Raw genomic sequence first — 16,704 nt, forward strand, 5'->3', positions numbered from 1 at the left:
GCAAAGCGCCCTGTGGGTATCAAAAGACTTTATGACCTCCTACCGTTGCTTTCGCTGAACTCGTTTGTCAGGCTTTGTCGACAGAATGAGAACGTATCCGATGCAGTGATCCCGGCTCGCATCACGCCGTCCGGCCAAAGGCCCCCCAGCCCCTCATCGCCCTCCGTCAGGCCCCATGACCACGCTGCGCAATGCTCCATCAGCGCCTCGGTCGTGCCTCCCCGACCGGGGATGATACGGCTCAGCCAAATGTGCCGGGCCAGCGAGACCCGCCGCAGCAGCGCGATGCGCGGGCGGTCCAGGGGACGCCGCGCGGCATAGCCCGACAGGAAGGCCTCGCCCTGCGCCTCCAGCGCGGTGATGCTGCCGTGGGCGCGCAGGCCCTGCTCGTCCAGATGGGCCAGGAAATTCCCCAGGTCGATCGCCGGATCGCCCTGCGTGAAAAGGTCCAGATCCAGGATCCATGCCCGACCCCCGTCGATCAGGATCTGATCGGGATAGAAGTCCCGGTGGATGCCCACCGGCGCCTCGGGCGGCAGGGCCGCCAAGGCCTGCCGGGCGGCGTCCCGGATACCCGCGATGCGGGGCGCGGCCAGGGGATCGGCCGTCGCGGCCTGCCCCAAGGCGCGGTCGAGGACCCGGTATTCGTCCTCCAGCGTCCAGCGCCGGTCGGCAGAGGCGGGCAGCGCGCCGGGCGCGACCCCGTGCAGCCGCGCCAGCGCCCGCCCCGCCAGCCGCGCCGCATCGGTGGCACCGCCCGGCCGCAGCAGATCGGTCAGCACCCGCCCCGGGACCATCTCCTGCAGCCAGAGCGCGCCCATCTCGCCCAAGGCCGCGGGGACGCCCGTCTCGGCGGTCCCGTCCAGCCCGGCGGCGCGCAGGGCGCGGTGCAGCGCGGGGGTGCGGCGGTCGGGGCCCTTGGCGCGCAGCTTTCCCAGGATCGGCGCCGCGCCCGGCAGGTCATAGCGCAGCAGCGCCCGCCGCCCCGGCTTGTGCCGCAGCAGCGTGACGGCGGGCCGGTCCGCCTGCGGGCGGCGCAGCGCTTGGGCCAAGGGCGCGGCCATGGCATCGCCGTCCTGCGCCCGGGCCAGGCCCGGGGTGACGAGCAGCGCCGCGCGGGCGGCCAAGGCCCGGGCCAGGGCGGGCCAGTCGGGGTGGCGGGCGCGAAACCCCTCGGGCAGCAGGGCCAGCAGGGCTGCGGCGCGGCAGGGCGCAATTCCGTCCGGTAGGGCGGCGACCGTCCCATAGCCCTGCAGCAGCGCCGCGCCGGCGGCCTGCGCGACCTCGGGCGTGATCGCGCCCATGGCCGCATCGGCATCCAGCCGTGCCAGGAAACGGCCCAGATCGCGGGCCGGATGCCCGGCGGCCAGCCTGTCCCAATCGATGATCCGGGGGCCATCCGCGCCGATCACCACCTGATCGGCGCTGAAATCGCCGTGGATGGCGCAGATCGGGGATCCGGGCAGGGCGCGGGCGACGGCATCCGCCGTGGCCGCCACGGCCAGATCGGGCAGCAGCGCCGCCATGGCCGCGGCATCGGCCCGGGGGTCGGGGGCGTCCGGGCGCAGATCCGCAGGCACGGCCATGCCATGCAGGCGCGCGATCAGTGCCCCCGCCTGGTGAAAGCCCTCGGGGCCGTGGCGGGCGGGGTCCAGCACCTCGCCCGGGATCCATGGCAGGACGATGCAGCGAAACCGCCGCGACACCGCCATGGGGGGCGGCCCCGCGTGATGCGCGCCGGCCAGCGCGCCTGCGAAATCGCGCGTCCCATGCGCCTTGATCAGCGCGACCCGCCCCGAGGGCAGATCGGCCCGCATCACCAGCCGCCGCCCGGGCTTGTAGCGCAGGACCGTCAGCCCCGCGCCCTCCAGACCCAGGGCCTGCAGAAAGGCCTGACGCCGCGCGGGCGTGCGCAGCGCCCGCGCGGCCTTCAGGTGGCGGTCGCGGGACAGGGGCACCAAGGCCGTGCAGATCGCGTCGAGGAACCGCACCGCATCCGGCCCCGTCCACCAGGACGGCCGGGCGCGCACCTCGGCATAGCGGGCGGGGGGATAGGTCATCGCGGCCAAGACCGCCCCGTCATCGGCCACCACCCCCAGCACGCAGCTGGTCCCGGGCTTGTAGCGCAGATAGATCGGCCGCAGCGCCCCCTGCCCCGCCAGCGCGCTCAGCCGGTCGGCATCCAGCACCGCCGCCAGGCCCGGCAGCGCGGGGTCGCGCGCGCAGAGCGCCCGGTCAGCAGGCGACAGCACGGCCCGCCCCCCCTTGGGCGCGCAGGCTGGCGAACAGCCCGCCCTGGCGCATCAACTCGTCCGGGCTGCCCGCCTCGGCGATGGTGCCGCCGCCCAACACGATGACGCGGTCGGCACGCGCCGCCAGCGACAGGTCATGCGTCACGATCAGCGTCGTGCGGTCACGCGCCAGATACCAAATCGCCTCGGTCACGGCGGCCTCGCTGGCCCGGTCCAGGCCCACGGTCGGCTCGTCAAAGATCAGGATCGGGCTGGCGCGCAGGGCCGCGCGGGCGATGGCGATGCGCTGGCGCTGGCCCGCCGACAGGGTCGCGCCGCGTTCGGCCACGGTCGTGTCATAGCCCTCGGGCTGGGCCAGGATGAAGTCATGGGCATTGGCCAGCCGCGCGGCATCCTCGATCTGGGCCTGGGTCACGGTGCGGCCCGCGCCCAGGGTGATGTTTTCGGCGATGGTGCCGTGGATCATCAGCGGCTCCTGCGGGACCAGGCTGATCTGGGCGCGCAGTGAGCGCAGCGTGACCCCGCGGATGTCCTGGCCGTCGATCAAGATGCGCCCGCCCGACGGGTCGTGCAGGCGCAGCACCAGGCTGGCCAGCGTGGATTTTCCCACCCCCGACGGCCCGGTGATGGCCAGCGAGGTGCCCGCCGGGACCGTCACATCGACCTCGGAAAAGGTCGGCGCGCCCTCGCCGTCATAGGAGAACGCCAGATCCTCGATCTGGATGCGCCCGGTGAAGGGCGGTGCTGTGACCGCATCCGGCGCATCGGCGACGGCCGGGGCCTCGTCCAGGATCGAGACGACGCGTTCGCCCGCGGCGGCGGCCTTGGCCAGGCGCGCGGTGAATTTCGCGTAATCGCGGACCGGGCGGAAGGTGTGCTTCAGATAGGTCAGAAAGACCAGCAGGTCGCCCGGCGTGATCCGACCGCGCATCACCTGCAGCGCGCCGAACCACAGGACCAGCGCCAGCCCCAGACCCGCCAGCAGGTCCACGGACCGTTCCAGCCCGGCCGACAGGCGCTTCCCCTTGACCCCCTCGCGCATGTCCTTGGCGTTGGATCCGGCAAAGGCGCCGGCGGTGGTCTCCTCCAGGCCCAGGGCCTGGATGCTGCGGATGCCGGACATGGTCTCGGCGCTGGTCGCGGCCAGCTCGCCCTGGCGCTTGCGCTGCTTGCGGCTGACATCGCGGATGCGCCGGGTCAGGCGCTGCGACAGCAGCCACAACAGAGGCAGCGGCGACAGCGCCAGCAGCGCCAGCCGCCAGTCCAGCCACATCATCACCCCGATCATGCCCACGAAAATCAACACATTCGCCGCCAGCGGCAGGGCGGCGGTGACGGCGGTCTCCTTCAGCATGCCGACATCGCCGATCAGGCGCATGGTCAGATCGCCCGCCCGGCGGCGCGCGTGAAAGCCCAGGGACAGCGATTGCAGATGCCGGAACAGATCGCCCCGCACCGCCGTCAGCACCCGGTTGCCGACCAGCGCAAAGCCGATCGTCGACAGGTATTCAAAGACCGCCCGCAGCCCGATGATCGCCACCAGCGACAGGCTGCACAGCGTCAGCAGGGTCATGGGATCCATCGCCGCGGCGGCGCCGTCGGCCGCGACCCCCGGCACCACGCGGTCGATGACGAATTTCAGCGGCCAAGGCTCCAGCAGCTTCATCGCCGTCGCCGCCAGCAGCGCCAGCAGCGACCCGCCCAGCATCGCGCGATGCGGCCGCAGATAGGGCCGCAGCCGCGCCAGGACGCGGCGCAGGCTGGGCAGCGTTTCGGCCAGGCGGTCCTTGCGGCTCATGCGGCGGCCCGCCCGGCCAGCCCGGCCCAGGACAGCAGGCGCGCGGCGACGCCGTGCCAGCTGTGATGGGCCAGCACATGGGCCCGTGCCCTCCGCCCCAGATCGGCGCGGCGCACGGGATCGGCGGCCAGCCCCGCCAAGGCATCCGCCAGCGCCGCCGCGTCGCCCGGCGGCGTCAGCAGGCCGGTGCGGCCCTCGTCGATCATCTGCGGCAGATGGCCCACGCGGCTGGCCACCACGGCCAGCCCGGCGGCCATGTATTCATGCAGCTTCAGCGGCGAGAAATAGAAATCCTGCCGCGCGGCATAGGGCGCGGTGCCGACATGCATCCGCGCCAGCTGGGCGGGAACCTGATCGGGGGGCAGCGCGCCGGTCAATTCGATGGCCTCCGCCACGCCCAGATCGCGGGCCAGATCCTCCAGCCGGGGCCGTTCCGGGCCGTCGCCCACGATCAGCAGCCGCGCATCGGGCACCCGGCCCGCGCGCAGCAGGGCCAAGGCCGCGATGGCCGTGTCCACGTCATGCCACGGCCGCAGCCCGCCCAGAAAGCCGATGGTGAAGGGCCCGTCCGGGGCGGGGCGTTCGGGAAAGCGATCGGGGGTGACGCCGTTCGGCACGACCTCGACCCGCGGGGCGCCCATATGGCTGCAATGCGCCGCCACCGCGGGCGAGACCGCCGCCACGATCTCCGCGGCCCGCATGGCGCGGCGGGCGCTGTCCTCGGCCTCGCGCGGCAGGGACAGGCTGCGATGGCGCGCCTGTTCCTCGATCAGGGGGGCGTTGACCTCCAGGATGCCGGGGCAGGCGCGGCCCTGCGCCCATTCCATCGCCCCATGCGCATGCAGCGCGTGGCGTTCATAGACCAGATCCAAGGGCCCCAGCCCGTCCAGCGCCGCATGGACCAGCCCGTTCTGCGCCAATGCGGCGGCGGCGCGCAGATCGCCGTCGCCCTTGGGCAGCGGCGGCAGCGGATGCAGCGTCACGGCCGCCAGATCGGCGGGGGGCGTGCCCTCGGCCCGCGGGGTGATCAGCGCGACCTCGGCCCCATGGGCCAGAAAGGCGCGCAGCATCTCCTGCACATGGATCGAGGCGCCCTTGGTGCCGAAGACCGGGATGCCCGGATCGGTGCAGACATAGGCGATGCGCATCACGCGGCCCCCCGCAGGCCGTCCATCCGCCCCGCGATGGCGCGGGCAAAAACGCCGCGCAAGGCCTCAGCGCTGCGGGTGACGTCGTAATCGGCCTCGATCAGCGCGCGGGCCCCGTGGGACAGCCGGTCGCGCAGGGCGGCATCGTCCAGCATCCGAGCCAAGGCATCGGCCAAGGCCTCGGGGTGGCCTTCGGGGACGAGCAGGCCCGTCTGGCCGTCGCGCACCAGTTCGGGAATGCCGGTCACATCCGTGGACACGCAGGGCAGGCCAAGGGCCATCGCCTCCAGCAGGACCGTGGGCAGCCCGTCGCGATTGCCGTCGCCGCCGACCACGCAGGGGCAGGCCAGCACGGCGGCTTCGCGCATCTGGGCCATGACGGCGTCCTGCGCCATGGGGCCGACCAGCTCGACCGCCTGCGACAGGCCCGCATCGGCGATCTGGAAGGCCAGGTTCTCCTGTTCCTCGCCCTGGCCGACGATGCGGCAGGTGACGGGGCGCCCGGCCCCGTGCAGCAGGCGGATCGCCTCAATCAGGATGTGAAAGCCCTTCTTTTCGACCAGGCGCCCGACGGCCAGGACATGCCCCGCGCCGGGCCGGGGGGCGGCATGGGCAAAGCGGTCCAGATCCAGCCCGTTATAGATCCGCGTGATCCGCGGCGCATCCGCCGGGAACCGCCGCGCCAGATGGTCCAGATTGTAATCCGACACGGTCACGATATCGGTCGCGTCGCGCATCTTCAGATCCAGATGCTGCGGCTCGTCGTAATCGTAATAGATGTCCTTGGCATGGGCGGTGAAGCTGTAGCCGATCCCCGCCAGCGCCGCCGCGATCCGCGCGACCGAGGTGGCCACCGTCCCGAAATGCGCATGCAGATGCGCGACGCCCCGACGCTTCGCGGCCAAGGCCAGGATGATGGCCTGGGCCACGTCGCGCCCCTCCATCGCGCCCATGTCGCGCAGCGCGTCCCAGGATCCCGGCAGCTCGGCCTGGGCCTCGGCGATCAGGCGCCACAGGGGATCCGCGCCGCGGAACTGTTCGGGGATGCGCGTCACCGGGGCGCGGACGCGGCCGATGATGTCCTGGAAATGCGTCTCGGCCACGCCGCGCAGGGCAAAGATCTCGATCTGCTGGCCGGCGGCCTCATGGGCCAGGATCTCGTTGACCACGAAGGTCTCGGAAAAGCGGGGATAGCGCTTCATCACATATCCCACCTTGGGAAGGGGCGTCTGGTCGGTCACGGTCTTCTCCTTCGGGGTCAGGATGCGCGGGCGGCGATGGCTCGGACGGGTGGGCGGGACAGGATGTCCTGAACCAGGGCGCGGACGCGGCCCGATCCGCCCATGTCGGGCGCGGGACCGGTCGGGCGCGGGGGCGGGCCCGCCATCCAGTCGCCCAGGGCCTGGGGCGTCAGCGCGTCGGGATGGATCATCGCGACCAGCCCCCGCGCGGCCAGGCGTTCGGTGCGGATCACCTGTTCGGCCCGGGGCCGCGCCCGCGGCACGATCAGCGACGGACGTTCCAGCGACAGGATCTCGCAGGTGGTGTTGTAGCCGCCCATGGCCACGATCCGCGCAGCCCCCTGCATCAGCGCAATGGGTTCGCGCACGAAGGGGACCAGCGTGATCTCCGGGCGGCGGGCGGTGATGTCGCGGATATGTTCGCGCAGGGCCAGGGGCATCTGGGTGCCGGTGACCAGGATGCCGCGATGCCCGGCGGGCAGCGGCGCGCGGGCAAAGGCCTCGCAAAGGCTGGCGCCGTCGCGCCCCCCGCCCACCGCGCAATAGACATAGGGCGCGGGATCGCCGCACAGGACCGCATCCGCATCCATCCGCGCCGTGGGCGATGCCAGCCGCACGGAATGATCCAGATAGCCGACATGGCGCTGGCGCCCGCCAAAGGCGCCGTCCAGGCCGCAATCCTCGGCCAGATCGTAAAGCGAGGGGTCGCCATAGATCCAGATCGCGTCATAAAACCGGCGCACGGTCTCGAAATTGCGCTGGCGCAGCCATTGGCGGCGCACCACGGCGGGGCGGTCGATCACGTCGCGCAGACCCAGGACCAGCCGGGTGTGCCCGTTTCGCGACAGGGCGGCCAGGGTCGCGTCCAGTTCGAACAGGGCGCCGCGCGGCACGTTGTCCACGATCATCAGATCGGGGTCGAAGGCCTGGACCGTCGCCTTGATCGCCTGCGCCCGCAGCGCGGTCAGGGGCGCCAGGTCGCGCCCCAGGTCGCGGGGGCGATAGCTGCCATCCGACCCCTTGGCATAGGCGGGCAGGGTCAGGCAGTCGACGCCCTGCGGCAGCTCGAACGCGCCCGCCTCGCGCATGCCGCCGATCAGCAGGATCTCGGGCGTGGGCAGGCCCTCCTTCAGGGCGCCGGCCAGCAGCAGGTTGCGCCGCAGATGCCCAAAGCCGAGCGTGTCATGCGAATAGAGCACGATGCGCGGCGCGCGCCGCGCCGGGGGGAATTCGTGGATCTGGGACATGGGGCGTTCTCGCCTTCTGGCTGCGGGATGGGGTGGCCGGTCGCGGTTCGCGGGGACAATCCGCACCATCCCCCCGCCGTTCCCGAGGCTCAAATTAGAAGTTCATTAGAATGGCGCCGCGGCGCTTTCCCCCGATGGGACAGGCTGTATCCTGCCGATCGACGGACCCCGTCCGACCGGCCCCAAGGGAAGGCACATGCCCGCCATGCTGATCCGCACCAAGCTCTTTGCCAGCCACGGCGCGACGGTCGCCGCCATGACGCTGATCGCCATCGGCATCATCGCCATCCTGCGCGTGGGCGAGGCGAACCAGCGCGAGCTGCGCAGCAGCTATGAACGGATCCGGGCGATCAACCTGGTCGCGGCCTGGTCCAACGATTACGCCGAACAGATCGCCGAACTGTTCATCCTGGGCACCGACCCGACCGAGATCGAGGAGGCGCGGCGCAACCTGACCGCGGCGCTGGATCACAAGGAGGGGCTGATCCGTGCCGACCCCCTTCCCCCCGGCCCCGGGCCGGAGGCCGACCGCGCCGCCGAACTGGCCCGGATCGAGGCGATCCGCCATGTCATCGGCCAGTCCGAGGGCACCCGCCTGCAGGTCGCGGCACTGTTGGACCAGGGCCTGCGCGACGAGGCGGCGGCGCTGTATCGCGACCAGCTGGAACACCGGCTGGACGCGGTCCTGGGCGCGCTGATCGGGGCCGCGACCGCGCGCGAGCGCGACGACGTGGTGGCCACCATCGCCAGCTCCGAACGGCTGGCCGACCGGCTGCGCCTGCTGGCCTTCGCGATGGTCGCGGCGGCATCGGCCTTGGCGCTGATCAGCGCATCGATGCTGCATTTGGCGATCTCGCGCCCGATCCGGGCCTTGGATGCGGGGGCCGAGGCGGTCGGGCGCGGCGATCTGGGCCATGTCGTCGACATCCGCCGCCGGGACGAGCTGGGGCGGCTGGCGCAGCGCTTCAACACCATGACCGCGCAGATCCGCGAGCAGCGTGACCACCTGATGCGCACGAATGACCGGCTGGAACAGCAGGTCGCGCGGCGGACCCGCGAATTGCGCGCGCGCGGCGCGCTGGAACAGGCCGTGGCCCGGCTGGAGACGCTGGACAGCAACCGCGCCCGGTTCTTCGCCGATATCAGCCACGAGCTGCGCACCCCCCTGACCGTGCTGCGCGGCCATGCCGAGGTCGCCCTGCGCGCCCCCGGCCAGTCGCCCGAGGGGCTGCGCGCGGCCCTTGCGCGGGTGGTGGCCAAGGCCGACCAGATGGGCCGCCTGGTCGAGGAACTGCTGTTCCTGGCCCGGTCCGAGGCCGGGACCATCACCGTCGACCGCCGCCCCGTCGACCTGCAGGAGGTCATGGCCGACGTGCTCTTGGACAGCCAAGGCCTGTCGCGGCGGGCGGGCGTCACCATCTCGCCGCGCCAGGCGGCGGGGCCGGTGATCGTCACCGGCGATGCGGGGCGGCTGCGTCAGGCGATCATGATCCCGCTGGACAACGCGATCCGCCTGGCCCCCGCCGACAGCGCGGTCCGGCTGGAGCTGACCGCGGAGGAGGGCCGGGCCGTGGTCACCATCGCCGATCAGGGCCCCGGCTTCACCCCGGAGGAGGCCGAGCGCGCCTTCGTCCGCTTCTTTCGCGGCGATCAGGGGCGCGGACGCAGCGGGCGCGGCCTGGGCCTGGGCCTGTCCATCGCGCGCTGGATCGTGGACCGCCATGACGGCACCATCGCCATCGACAGCCAGCCGGGCCAGGGCGCGGTGGTCCGCATCGACCTGCCCCTGGCCCAGACCCTTCCCGATACGACGCCGGAGACCGCGACATGACCGCCCCCCGCATCCTGATCGTCGAGGACGATGCCGAGATCGCCGAATTCCTGTCGCTCGGCCTGACCGCCGAAGGCTACGAGGTCAGCGTCGAGCCGAACGGCGCGGGGCTGATGGACCGGGTCCGCACCGACGGAATCCGGCTGGTGGTGCTGGACCGGATGCTGCCCGATGGCGAGGGGGTGGACCTCTGCCGCCGCTTGCGCGCCGCGGGCAGCGGGGTGCTGGTCCTGATGCTGACGGCGCGCGACGCGCTGGACGAAAAGCTGGAGGGGCTGCGCGCGGGGGCGGATGACTACGTCACCAAGCCCTTCGCCTTCGAGGAGCTGCTGGCCCGGATCGAGGCGCTGCTGCGCCGCGACGCGGCCCCCGCCCCCGCGCCGCGCGTCATCCGCTATGCCGACCTGACCGTGGACCTGGCCGCCAAGACCGCCCGGCGCGGCGACACCGATCTGGGCCTGACCGCGACCGAGTTCAACCTGCTGCGCTATCTGGTTGAAAACGCCGATCGCGTCGTCAGCCGGATGGAGATCCTGAACGCGGTCTGGGGCTATGACTTCGATCCCAACACGAACATCGTCGAGGTCTATGTCGCCTATCTGCGCAAGAAGATGGAGGGCCGGGACGGATCGCGCCTGCTGCAGAACGTGCGCGGCTTCGGCTATCAGCTGTCCATGACCGCCCTGCAGCCGAGCCGCGCGTGACCCCTCAGCCCCCCGGCGGCATCAGCCCCGCCTCGAAACGCGCCATCTCGGCCGGGTCGGGGGGCTGGCCCGTATAGATCGTCACATAGGTCGGGATGCGCGACAGGCGCGTCGGCAGATCCTCCTGCGCCTGCATCGAGATATAGCCGATCTGGACCAGATAGACGGTGCGGGCGCGGATGTCGGCCTCGGCCGGCGGGTGGCCCCATGCGGCCAGCATCGCGGTCAGCGCCGCCAGCCGCCGCGCATCGGCATCCGCGACCCGCGCCGCCACCGCGCCGTCCTGCAGCGCCCAGCTGCGCACCGCGAATTCCAGCCGCGCGTCGAAGGCCCCGGGCGCCAGAAAGGCCGCCAGCACGTTCAGCATCGCCTCGGTCCCGGTCACGGCATAGCGGGTCGTGGCCTGGATCAGGGGCCGGGTGGTGCGGTCCTCCCACCCCGCCAGCAGGGCCGCCAGCAGCGCCTCGCGATCGTCGAAGAACCAGTAGAAGCTGGTCCGCGACAGCCGCAGCCGCCGCGCCAAGGGCAGGATGCGCACGGCATCGACCCCGCCCTCGATCAGGGCCTGGCGCCCCGCCTCCAGCCAGCCTTCGCGCGATCCGCGCCCGCCTGCATCCACCGCCCCGACCCCGCATCCTGTTCACCTGTGACCTTAAGCTTGACAGTGGTGTACATTCAACCCAGTCTGGCCGCCATATCCCCCATGCCCCGGGTCCGCGCCATGTCGAACGATCCCCTTCTGCAGCCCTTCCGGTTGAAGCATCTGACCCTGCGCAACCGCATCATGATCACCAGCCACGAACCCGCCTATCCCGAGGACGGGATGCCCAAGGACCGCTACCGCGCCTATCACGTCGAACGGGCGCAGGCGGGGGTGGCGCTGACCATGACGGCGGGATCGGCCTCGGTCTCGCGCGACAGCCCGCCGGTCTTCAACAACATCTTGGCATGGAAGGACGAGGTCGTGGGCTGGATGCGCCGGCTGACCGATGAATGCCACGATCACGGCTGCGCGGTGATGATCCAGCTGACCCATCTGGGCCGCCGCACCCGGTGGGACAAGGCCGACTGGCTGCCGGTCGTGTCGCCCGGCCATGCGCGCGAGGCCGCGCACCGGTCCTTTCCCAAGCTGCTGGAGGATTGGGACATCGCCCGCATCATCGCCGATTACGTCGATGCGGCCGAACGCATGCAGGCCGCAGGCCTCGACGGGATCGAGCTGCAGGCTTACGGTCATCTGATGGACCAGTTCTGGTCGCCGCTGACCAACGATCTGGACGGCGATTACGGCGGATCGCTGGAAAACCGGCTGCGCTTCACCTTCGAGGTTCTGGGCGGCATCCGCGCCCGCTGCGGGCCGGATTTCATCACCGGCATCCGCTATACCGGCGACGAGGGCCTGCCCGGCGGCATCACCGCCGAGGAAGGCCTGGCCATATCGCGCCGCCTGAAGGACAGCGGGCTGGTCGATTTCCTGAACGTGGTGCGCGGCCATATCGACACCGATGCCGGGCTGACCGATGTGATCCCCATCCAAGGCATGCCCGCCGCCCCGCATCTGGATTTCGCCGGCACGGTCAGGCAGGCGACCGACATGCCGACCTTTCACGCCGCCCGCATCCCCGACGTGGCGACCGCGCGCCATGCCGTCGCATCGGGCCTGCTGGACATGGTGGGGATGACGCGGGCCCACATGGCCGACCCGCATCTGGTGCGCAAGATCGTCGAGGGGCGCGAACACGACATCCGCCCCTGCGTCGGCGCGAACTATTGCCTGGACCGGATCTATCAGGGCGGCATGGCCTTCTGCCTGCACAATGCCGCCACGGGCCGCGAGGAGACCCTGCCCCACCACGTCCCCCCCGCCCCCGCGCCGCGGCGCATCACCGTCATCGGCGCCGGTCCCGGCGGGCTGGAGGCCGCCCGCGTCGCCGCCGAACGCGGCCATGCCGTGACCGTGCTGGAGGCGGCAGACAGCCCCGGCGGCCAGATCCGCCTGACCGCCCGGCAGCCTCGGCGGCGCGAGATGATGGCGATCATCGACTGGCGCATGGCCCAATGCCAGGCGCGCGGCGTGACCTTCCGCTTCAACACCCTGGCCGATGCGGATGACGTGCTGGCCACCCGGCCCGATGCGGTGATCGTGGCGACAGGCGGCCTGCCCCATGTCCCGGACCTGCGGGCGGGCGGCGATCTGGTCTGTTCGGCCTGGGACATCCTGTCGGGCGACGTGGCGCCGGGGCGCGATGTGCTGATCTTCGACGATGCGGGCGATCATGCGGCCCTGCAGGCGGCCGACCGCATCGCCACCACCGGCGCCCGGGTCGAGATCGCGACCCCCGACCGCGCCTTCGCCCCGGAGGTGATGGCGATGAACCTGGTCCCCTATATGCGCAGCCTGCAGGCAGGCGACGTGACCTTCACCGTCACTTGGCGGCTGCTGGCGGTGGCGCGCGACGGCAACCGCCTGCGCGCCACGCTCGGCAGCGATTACGGCGATGTGACGCGCGACCGGCTGGTGGATCAGGTGGTGGTCAATCACGGCACGCGGCCGCTGGACGACCTTTACTTCGCGCTGCGGCCCCTGTCGGCGAATGGCGGTGCGGTGGATTACGACGCGCTAGTCGCGGGCACCCCCCAGCCCCCAACCGCGGATGGCCGGTTCCAGCTGTTCCGCATCGGCGACGCGGTGGCCGCGCGCAACACCCACGCCGCGATCCATGACGCGCTGCGCCTGGTGAAGGATCTGTGAGGCGCCTCCGGGTTCACGCGGCCCGCCTTGCGCCCTATGCTGGGCCGACAGGAACCCCGGAGGCCCCATGCCCATCGAGATCGCCACCCCGCTGGAGCTGCACGCCGCCCAGCTGGTGAATGCCGCCCGGGCCGAGAACGGCCTGGACCCCGTCCATGTCGAGGTGCATCTGAACAGCGCCGCCCAAGGCCATTCCGACTGGATGGCGGGCGGCGGCGGGCTGTCCCATCGCGGCGCGGATGACAGCCGTCCCGCCGACCGGGCCGAGGATGCCGATTTCCCGATGGCCGGCGCCAGCTGGCAGCTGACCGAGAATGTGGGCTATGTCAGCTATCGCGGCACGCCCGGGCGGGGCGATGTGGACAACCTGCACGCCGCGCTGATGGACAGCGAATCCCATCGCGACAACATCCTGGATCCGGACGTGGATTACGTGGGGATCGGCCTGTCCACCGGCCAGCTGGGCCAGCATGACGTGCTGTTCATCACCCAGAACTTCGCCGCCACCACCCGCCCCGTCCTGGTCCAGGAGGAGGCGGACGGCCAGCCCGTCCTGACCACCTATGAGAACGGCGTCCCCGTCGACGGCACCACCCGCCCCGTCGATGCCGAGGACCTGCCCGAGGACCAGACCCCGCCCGAGGACGAGGCGCAGCCGTCCACCGCCGGGGCCTGCTTCGTGGCAACCGCCGCCTATGGCGATGCGGCCCATCCCGACGTGATCCTGCTGCGCCGCCTGCGCGACGAGGTGCTGGTCCGATCGGCGGCGGGGCGGGCCTTCATCCGCGCCTATTGGCGGATCGGCCCGGTCCTGGCGCGGCTGGTCCGGGCGCGCGGCGCCACGGGGCGCATGACCCGCCTGGCCCTGCGCCCGGTGATCGCCGGGGCCGCGTGGGCCGTCGCGGGCCGCCCGCCGCGCGGCGTCGCATCGCCCATGGCGCATCGCGACCGGCGCACGACAGGCGCTATGTCCGGGCGCAAATAACGCTTGCCTTTCCGCCCCCCATGCGCGTTATTTCCCGGTGACCATAACCGGAGCCCGCGATGCGCCTGATCCCCGCCGCCCTCGCCGCGGCTCTTGCCCTTGGCGCCGCGCCCGCCCTAGCCGATCAGGTCACCGTCTTCGCCGCCGCCAGCCTGACCGACGCGCTGGACCGGATCGCGGCGGATTGGACCGATGCGGGGGGCGCGGCGGTCGTGACCTCCTATGCCGGGTCGTCTGCCCTGGCCCGCCAGATCCGCGAGGGGGCGCCTGCGGATATCTTCATCTCGGCCAGCCCGGACTGGATGGACGCGCTGGAGGCATCAGGCGACCTGCGCCCGGGCACTCGGCGCGACATCCTGGGCAACCGCCTGGTGCTGATCGCGCATGGGGACGCAGATCCGGTGACCATCGACGCGGATCTGGACCTGCCCGCGCTGCTGGGCGGGGGGCGGCTGTCCATGGCGCTGGTCGATGCGGTCCCGGCGGGGATCTATGGCCGGGCGGCGCTGATGCATCTGGGCCTGTGGGACGCGGTCGCGCCCTTGGTCGCGCAATCGGACAATGTCCGCGCCGCGCTGGCCTTCGTCGCCCGGAACGAGGCCCCCTTGGGCATCGTCTATGCCACCGATGCCGCGGCCCAGGAAGCGGTGAGCGTCATCGGCACCTTTCCCGCCGACAGCCACCCGCCCATCACCTATCCCGCCGCCCTGACCGCGCAATCGGATGCCGCGCAGGCGCAGGCCTTTCTGGACCACCTCTCCTCGGATGCGGCGCGGCAGGTCTGGGCGCGGTTCGGCTTCACGCTGCCCGAATGATGGATGCGGTGACAGGCTGGCTGGGGCCCGGGGAATGGCAGGCGGTGCGGCTGTCGCTGCGCGTGGGGCTGATCGCGACGCTGGTCAGCCTGCCCTTGGGGATCCTGACCGCCTATGCCTTGGCGCGATGGAGCTTTCCGGGCAAGCAGATCCTCAACGGGCTGGTCCATCTGCCGCTGATCCTGCCGCCGGTGGTGACGGGCTATCTGCTGCTGATCACCTTCGGGCGGCGCGGCAGCGTCGGCCAATGGCTGGAGACGGTGGGCATCGTCTTTTCCTTTCGCTGGACGGGGGCGGCGCTGGCGGCGGCGATCATGGCCTTTCCGCTGATGGTCCGCGCCATCCGCCTGGCGGTCGAGGCGGTCGATCCGCGGCTGGAGGCGGCTGCCGCGACCTTGGGGGCCAGCCCGCCCTGGGTCTTTCTGACCGTGACCCTGCCCCTGATGCTGCCGGGGGTGATCGCGGGGGCGATCCTGGCCTTCGCCAAGGCGATCGGCGAATTCGGCGCGACGATCACCTTCGTGTCGAACATCCCGGGCCAGACCCAGACCGTGCCATCGGCCATCCACGCCCTGCTGCAGGTCCCGGGGGGCGAAGGCGCGGCCGGCCGGCTGGTCGTCATCGCCATCGCCATCGCCATGGCGGCGCTGCTTCTGTCGGAATACCTGGCGCGGCGGGTCGGGCGGCGGGTGTCGGGCGCATGACCCTGTCGGTCCGCCTGGCCCATCGCTTCCAGGGCTTCGCCCTGGACGTGGCGTTCGAGGCGCCGCCCGGTCTGACCGTGCTGTTCGGCCCGTCCGGATCGGGCAAGACCACGGTGGTGAACGCGGTGGCGGGCCTCTTGCGACCGCGCGCGGGTCGCGTCGCGGTGGGCGACTGGCTGCTGGATGACAGCGCGGCGCGGCGGCACCTGCCCCCGCATCGCCGCCGCTTGGGATATGTCTTTCAGGAGGGGCGGCTCTTCCCGCATCTGTCGGTGCGCCAGAACCTGCTCTATGGCCGCTGGTTCGCGCCGCGCAGGGCGGCGGGTCCCGACATGGCCCGCGTGGTCGAGATGCTGGGCATCGGCCCCCTGCTGGCACGCCGCCCCGGCGCGCTGTCGGGCGGCGAACGCAGCCGCGTGGCCATCGGCCGCGCCCTGCTGGCCGCCCCGCGCCTGATCCTGGCCGATGAACCCCTGGCCGCCCTGGACGAAGCCCGCAAGACCGAGATCCTGCCCTATTTCGAACGGCTGCGCGACGAGGGCGGCGTGCCGATCCTCTATGTCAGCCATGCCCTGCCCGAGGTCGCGCGCCTGGCCACCACGGTCGTGACGCTGCAGGCCGGGCGCGTGACGGCGGTAGGCCCGCCGGGCCGGGTGCTGGGCGATGCGCCCTCGCTGCTGTCGGCGCGGATCGAGGCGCATGAGGGTGACGGGCTGACCCGCCTGTCCACGCCGGGGGGCGCGGTCTTTGCGCCCCGCCTGGCCGCGCCCCCCGGCACGCCGGTCCGGCTGCGGGTGGCTGCGGGCGACGTGATCCTGTCCCGCGACCGCCCGCGGGACATCTCGGCCTTGGGCATCCTGCAGGCGCGGATCGCCGCCATCGATCCGGACGACGGCCCCGATGCGCAGGTCGTGCTGGCCATCGGCCCCGACCGCGTGACCGCGCGCATCCCCCGCCGGGCGCTGGCCGGGATGGGCCTGGAACCCGGCCAGCCGGTCCATGCGATCCTGAGGACCGTCACCCCCGCCTGAAGGCGCGAAAAAAGGACGATGATCCGCCCCGCGCCCGCCGCGCCGGAATGTCCGCCCGGCCGGGGGCGCGCGCCCGTCGATGCTGTCGCGGCGCTACCGGGGCGGGGCGAATATCCGTCGCCCGGCCCCCGCCCGCCCCATGGGCCCGCCGCTTGCCCGGTCCCCCGCCACGCCCTAGGTCACGCTGCGGCGACAT

General features: G+C 72.1%; 13 protein-coding genes. 7 read left to right on the forward strand and 6 right to left on the reverse strand.

Going from position 1 to position 16,704, the window contains the following annotated elements; translation table 11 throughout:
• Positions 1 to 29: 29 nt before the first annotated feature.
• From JHW48_RS16450 to JHW48_RS16470, 5 genes are read right to left on the reverse strand one after another with little or no spacing between them, the layout of a single operon-like run.
• A complete protein-coding gene (locus tag JHW48_RS16450) occupies positions 30 to 2,252 on the reverse strand; it encodes a phosphotransferase (protein WP_119886775.1) in 2,223 nt (740 codons plus the stop codon).
• Positions 2,236 to 4,050, reverse strand: coding sequence for an ABC transporter ATP-binding protein (locus tag JHW48_RS16455; protein ID WP_119886776.1), 1,815 nt, complete (start codon positions 4,048 to 4,050; stop codon positions 2,236 to 2,238). Before JHW48_RS16455 ends, JHW48_RS16450 begins: the two co-directional genes overlap by 17 nt.
• Entirely contained in the window at positions 4,047 to 5,198 is a 1,152-nt protein-coding gene (locus tag JHW48_RS16460; protein WP_119886777.1) for a glycosyltransferase family 4 protein, read from the reverse strand. The genes JHW48_RS16455 and JHW48_RS16460 overlap by 4 nt, the downstream gene beginning before the upstream one ends.
• Positions 5,198 to 6,400 (reverse strand): glycosyltransferase family 4 protein, encoded by a 1,203-nt coding sequence (locus JHW48_RS16465; protein ID WP_119886787.1) that lies wholly within the window; start codon positions 6,398 to 6,400, stop codon positions 5,198 to 5,200. Before JHW48_RS16465 ends, JHW48_RS16460 begins: the two co-directional genes overlap by 1 nt.
• Positions 6,401 to 6,456: 56 nt before the next feature.
• A complete protein-coding gene (locus JHW48_RS16470) occupies positions 6,457 to 7,686 on the reverse strand; it encodes a glycosyltransferase family protein (protein ID WP_119886778.1) in 1,230 nt (409 codons plus the stop codon).
• Positions 7,687 to 7,882: 196 nt separating this feature from the next.
• Between JHW48_RS16470 and JHW48_RS16475 the strand changes: the two genes are divergently transcribed.
• Both JHW48_RS16475 and JHW48_RS16480 read left to right on the forward strand, forming a co-directional pair.
• Positions 7,883 to 9,517 carry a sensor histidine kinase gene (locus tag JHW48_RS16475; protein WP_119886779.1) on the forward strand — a complete coding sequence of 545 codons (1,635 nt, stop codon included), beginning with the start codon at positions 7,883 to 7,885 and terminating at the stop codon, positions 9,515 to 9,517.
• Positions 9,514 to 10,221 (forward strand): response regulator transcription factor, encoded by a 708-nt coding sequence (locus tag JHW48_RS16480; protein WP_119886780.1) that lies wholly within the window; start codon positions 9,514 to 9,516, stop codon positions 10,219 to 10,221. Before JHW48_RS16475 ends, JHW48_RS16480 begins: the two co-directional genes overlap by 4 nt.
• A 4-nt stretch (positions 10,222 to 10,225) precedes the next feature.
• Here the strand turns inward: JHW48_RS16480 and JHW48_RS16485 are convergent, their stop codons facing one another.
• Positions 10,226 to 10,840, reverse strand: coding sequence for a TetR/AcrR family transcriptional regulator (locus JHW48_RS16485; protein ID WP_119886781.1), 615 nt, complete (start codon positions 10,838 to 10,840; stop codon positions 10,226 to 10,228).
• 102 nt (positions 10,841 to 10,942) lie between these two features.
• Here JHW48_RS16485 and hpbA point away from each other — a divergent pair, with 102 nt between their 5' ends.
• The 5 genes from hpbA to modC all read left to right on the forward strand — a co-directional run bounded on the left by hpbA (position 10,943) and on the right by modC (position 16,508).
• Positions 10,943 to 12,973 carry an N-methyl-L-proline N-demethylase HpbA gene (gene hpbA / locus JHW48_RS16490; RefSeq protein WP_119886782.1) on the forward strand — a complete coding sequence of 677 codons (2,031 nt, stop codon included), beginning with the start codon at positions 10,943 to 10,945 and terminating at the stop codon, positions 12,971 to 12,973.
• 67 nt (positions 12,974 to 13,040) lie between these two features.
• Complete coding sequence (locus JHW48_RS16495; RefSeq protein ID WP_119886783.1) at positions 13,041 to 13,958, forward strand: CAP domain-containing protein; 918 nt, start codon at positions 13,041 to 13,043, stop codon at positions 13,956 to 13,958.
• A gap of 59 nt (positions 13,959 to 14,017) precedes the next feature.
• Positions 14,018 to 14,773 (forward strand): molybdate ABC transporter substrate-binding protein, encoded by a 756-nt coding sequence (gene modA / locus JHW48_RS16500; RefSeq protein WP_119886784.1) that lies wholly within the window; start codon positions 14,018 to 14,020, stop codon positions 14,771 to 14,773.
• The gene (gene modB, locus JHW48_RS16505; RefSeq protein WP_119886785.1) at positions 14,773 to 15,477 is read left to right on the forward strand and encodes a molybdate ABC transporter permease subunit; all 705 of its coding nucleotides are present in this window, start codon (positions 14,773 to 14,775) and stop codon (positions 15,475 to 15,477) included. The genes modA and modB overlap by 1 nt, the downstream gene beginning before the upstream one ends.
• Complete coding sequence (modC, locus tag JHW48_RS16510) at positions 15,474 to 16,508, forward strand: molybdenum ABC transporter ATP-binding protein (protein WP_119886786.1); 1,035 nt, start codon at positions 15,474 to 15,476, stop codon at positions 16,506 to 16,508. Before modB ends, modC begins: the two co-directional genes overlap by 4 nt.
• Positions 16,509 to 16,704 lie beyond the last annotated feature (196 nt).

Origin of the sequence: Paracoccus aestuarii (assembly GCF_028553885.1) — a bacterium.
In the GTDB taxonomy this organism is placed as follows: Bacteria; Pseudomonadota; Alphaproteobacteria; order Rhodobacterales; family Rhodobacteraceae; genus Paracoccus; species Paracoccus aestuarii.

Bases quoted from the DNA above. Each gene is read 5' to 3' on its own strand.
- hpbA (WP_119886782.1), top strand. From the start codon at position 10,943: ATGTCGAACGATCCCCTTCTGCAGCCCTTCCGGTTGAAGCATCTGACC.
- JHW48_RS16455 (WP_119886776.1), bottom strand. From the start codon at position 4,050: ATGAGCCGCAAGGACCGCCTGGCCGAAACGCTGCCCAGCCTGCGCCGC.
- modB (WP_119886785.1), top strand. From the start codon at position 14,773: ATGGATGCGGTGACAGGCTGGCTGGGGCCCGGGGAATGGCAGGCGGTG.
- JHW48_RS16475 (WP_119886779.1), top strand. From the start codon at position 7,883: ATGCCCGCCATGCTGATCCGCACCAAGCTCTTTGCCAGCCACGGCGCG.
- JHW48_RS16495 (WP_119886783.1), top strand. From the start codon at position 13,041: ATGCCCATCGAGATCGCCACCCCGCTGGAGCTGCACGCCGCCCAGCTG.
- modA (WP_119886784.1), top strand. From the start codon at position 14,018: ATGCGCCTGATCCCCGCCGCCCTCGCCGCGGCTCTTGCCCTTGGCGCC.
- JHW48_RS16470 (WP_119886778.1), bottom strand. From the start codon at position 7,686: ATGTCCCAGATCCACGAATTCCCCCCGGCGCGGCGCGCGCCGCGCATC.
- JHW48_RS16465 (WP_119886787.1), bottom strand. From the start codon at position 6,400: ATGAAGCGCTATCCCCGCTTTTCCGAGACCTTCGTGGTCAACGAGATC.
- JHW48_RS16460 (WP_119886777.1), bottom strand. From the start codon at position 5,198: ATGCGCATCGCCTATGTCTGCACCGATCCGGGCATCCCGGTCTTCGGC.
- JHW48_RS16480 (WP_119886780.1), top strand. From the start codon at position 9,514: ATGACCGCCCCCCGCATCCTGATCGTCGAGGACGATGCCGAGATCGCC.
- modC (WP_119886786.1), top strand. From the start codon at position 15,474: ATGACCCTGTCGGTCCGCCTGGCCCATCGCTTCCAGGGCTTCGCCCTG.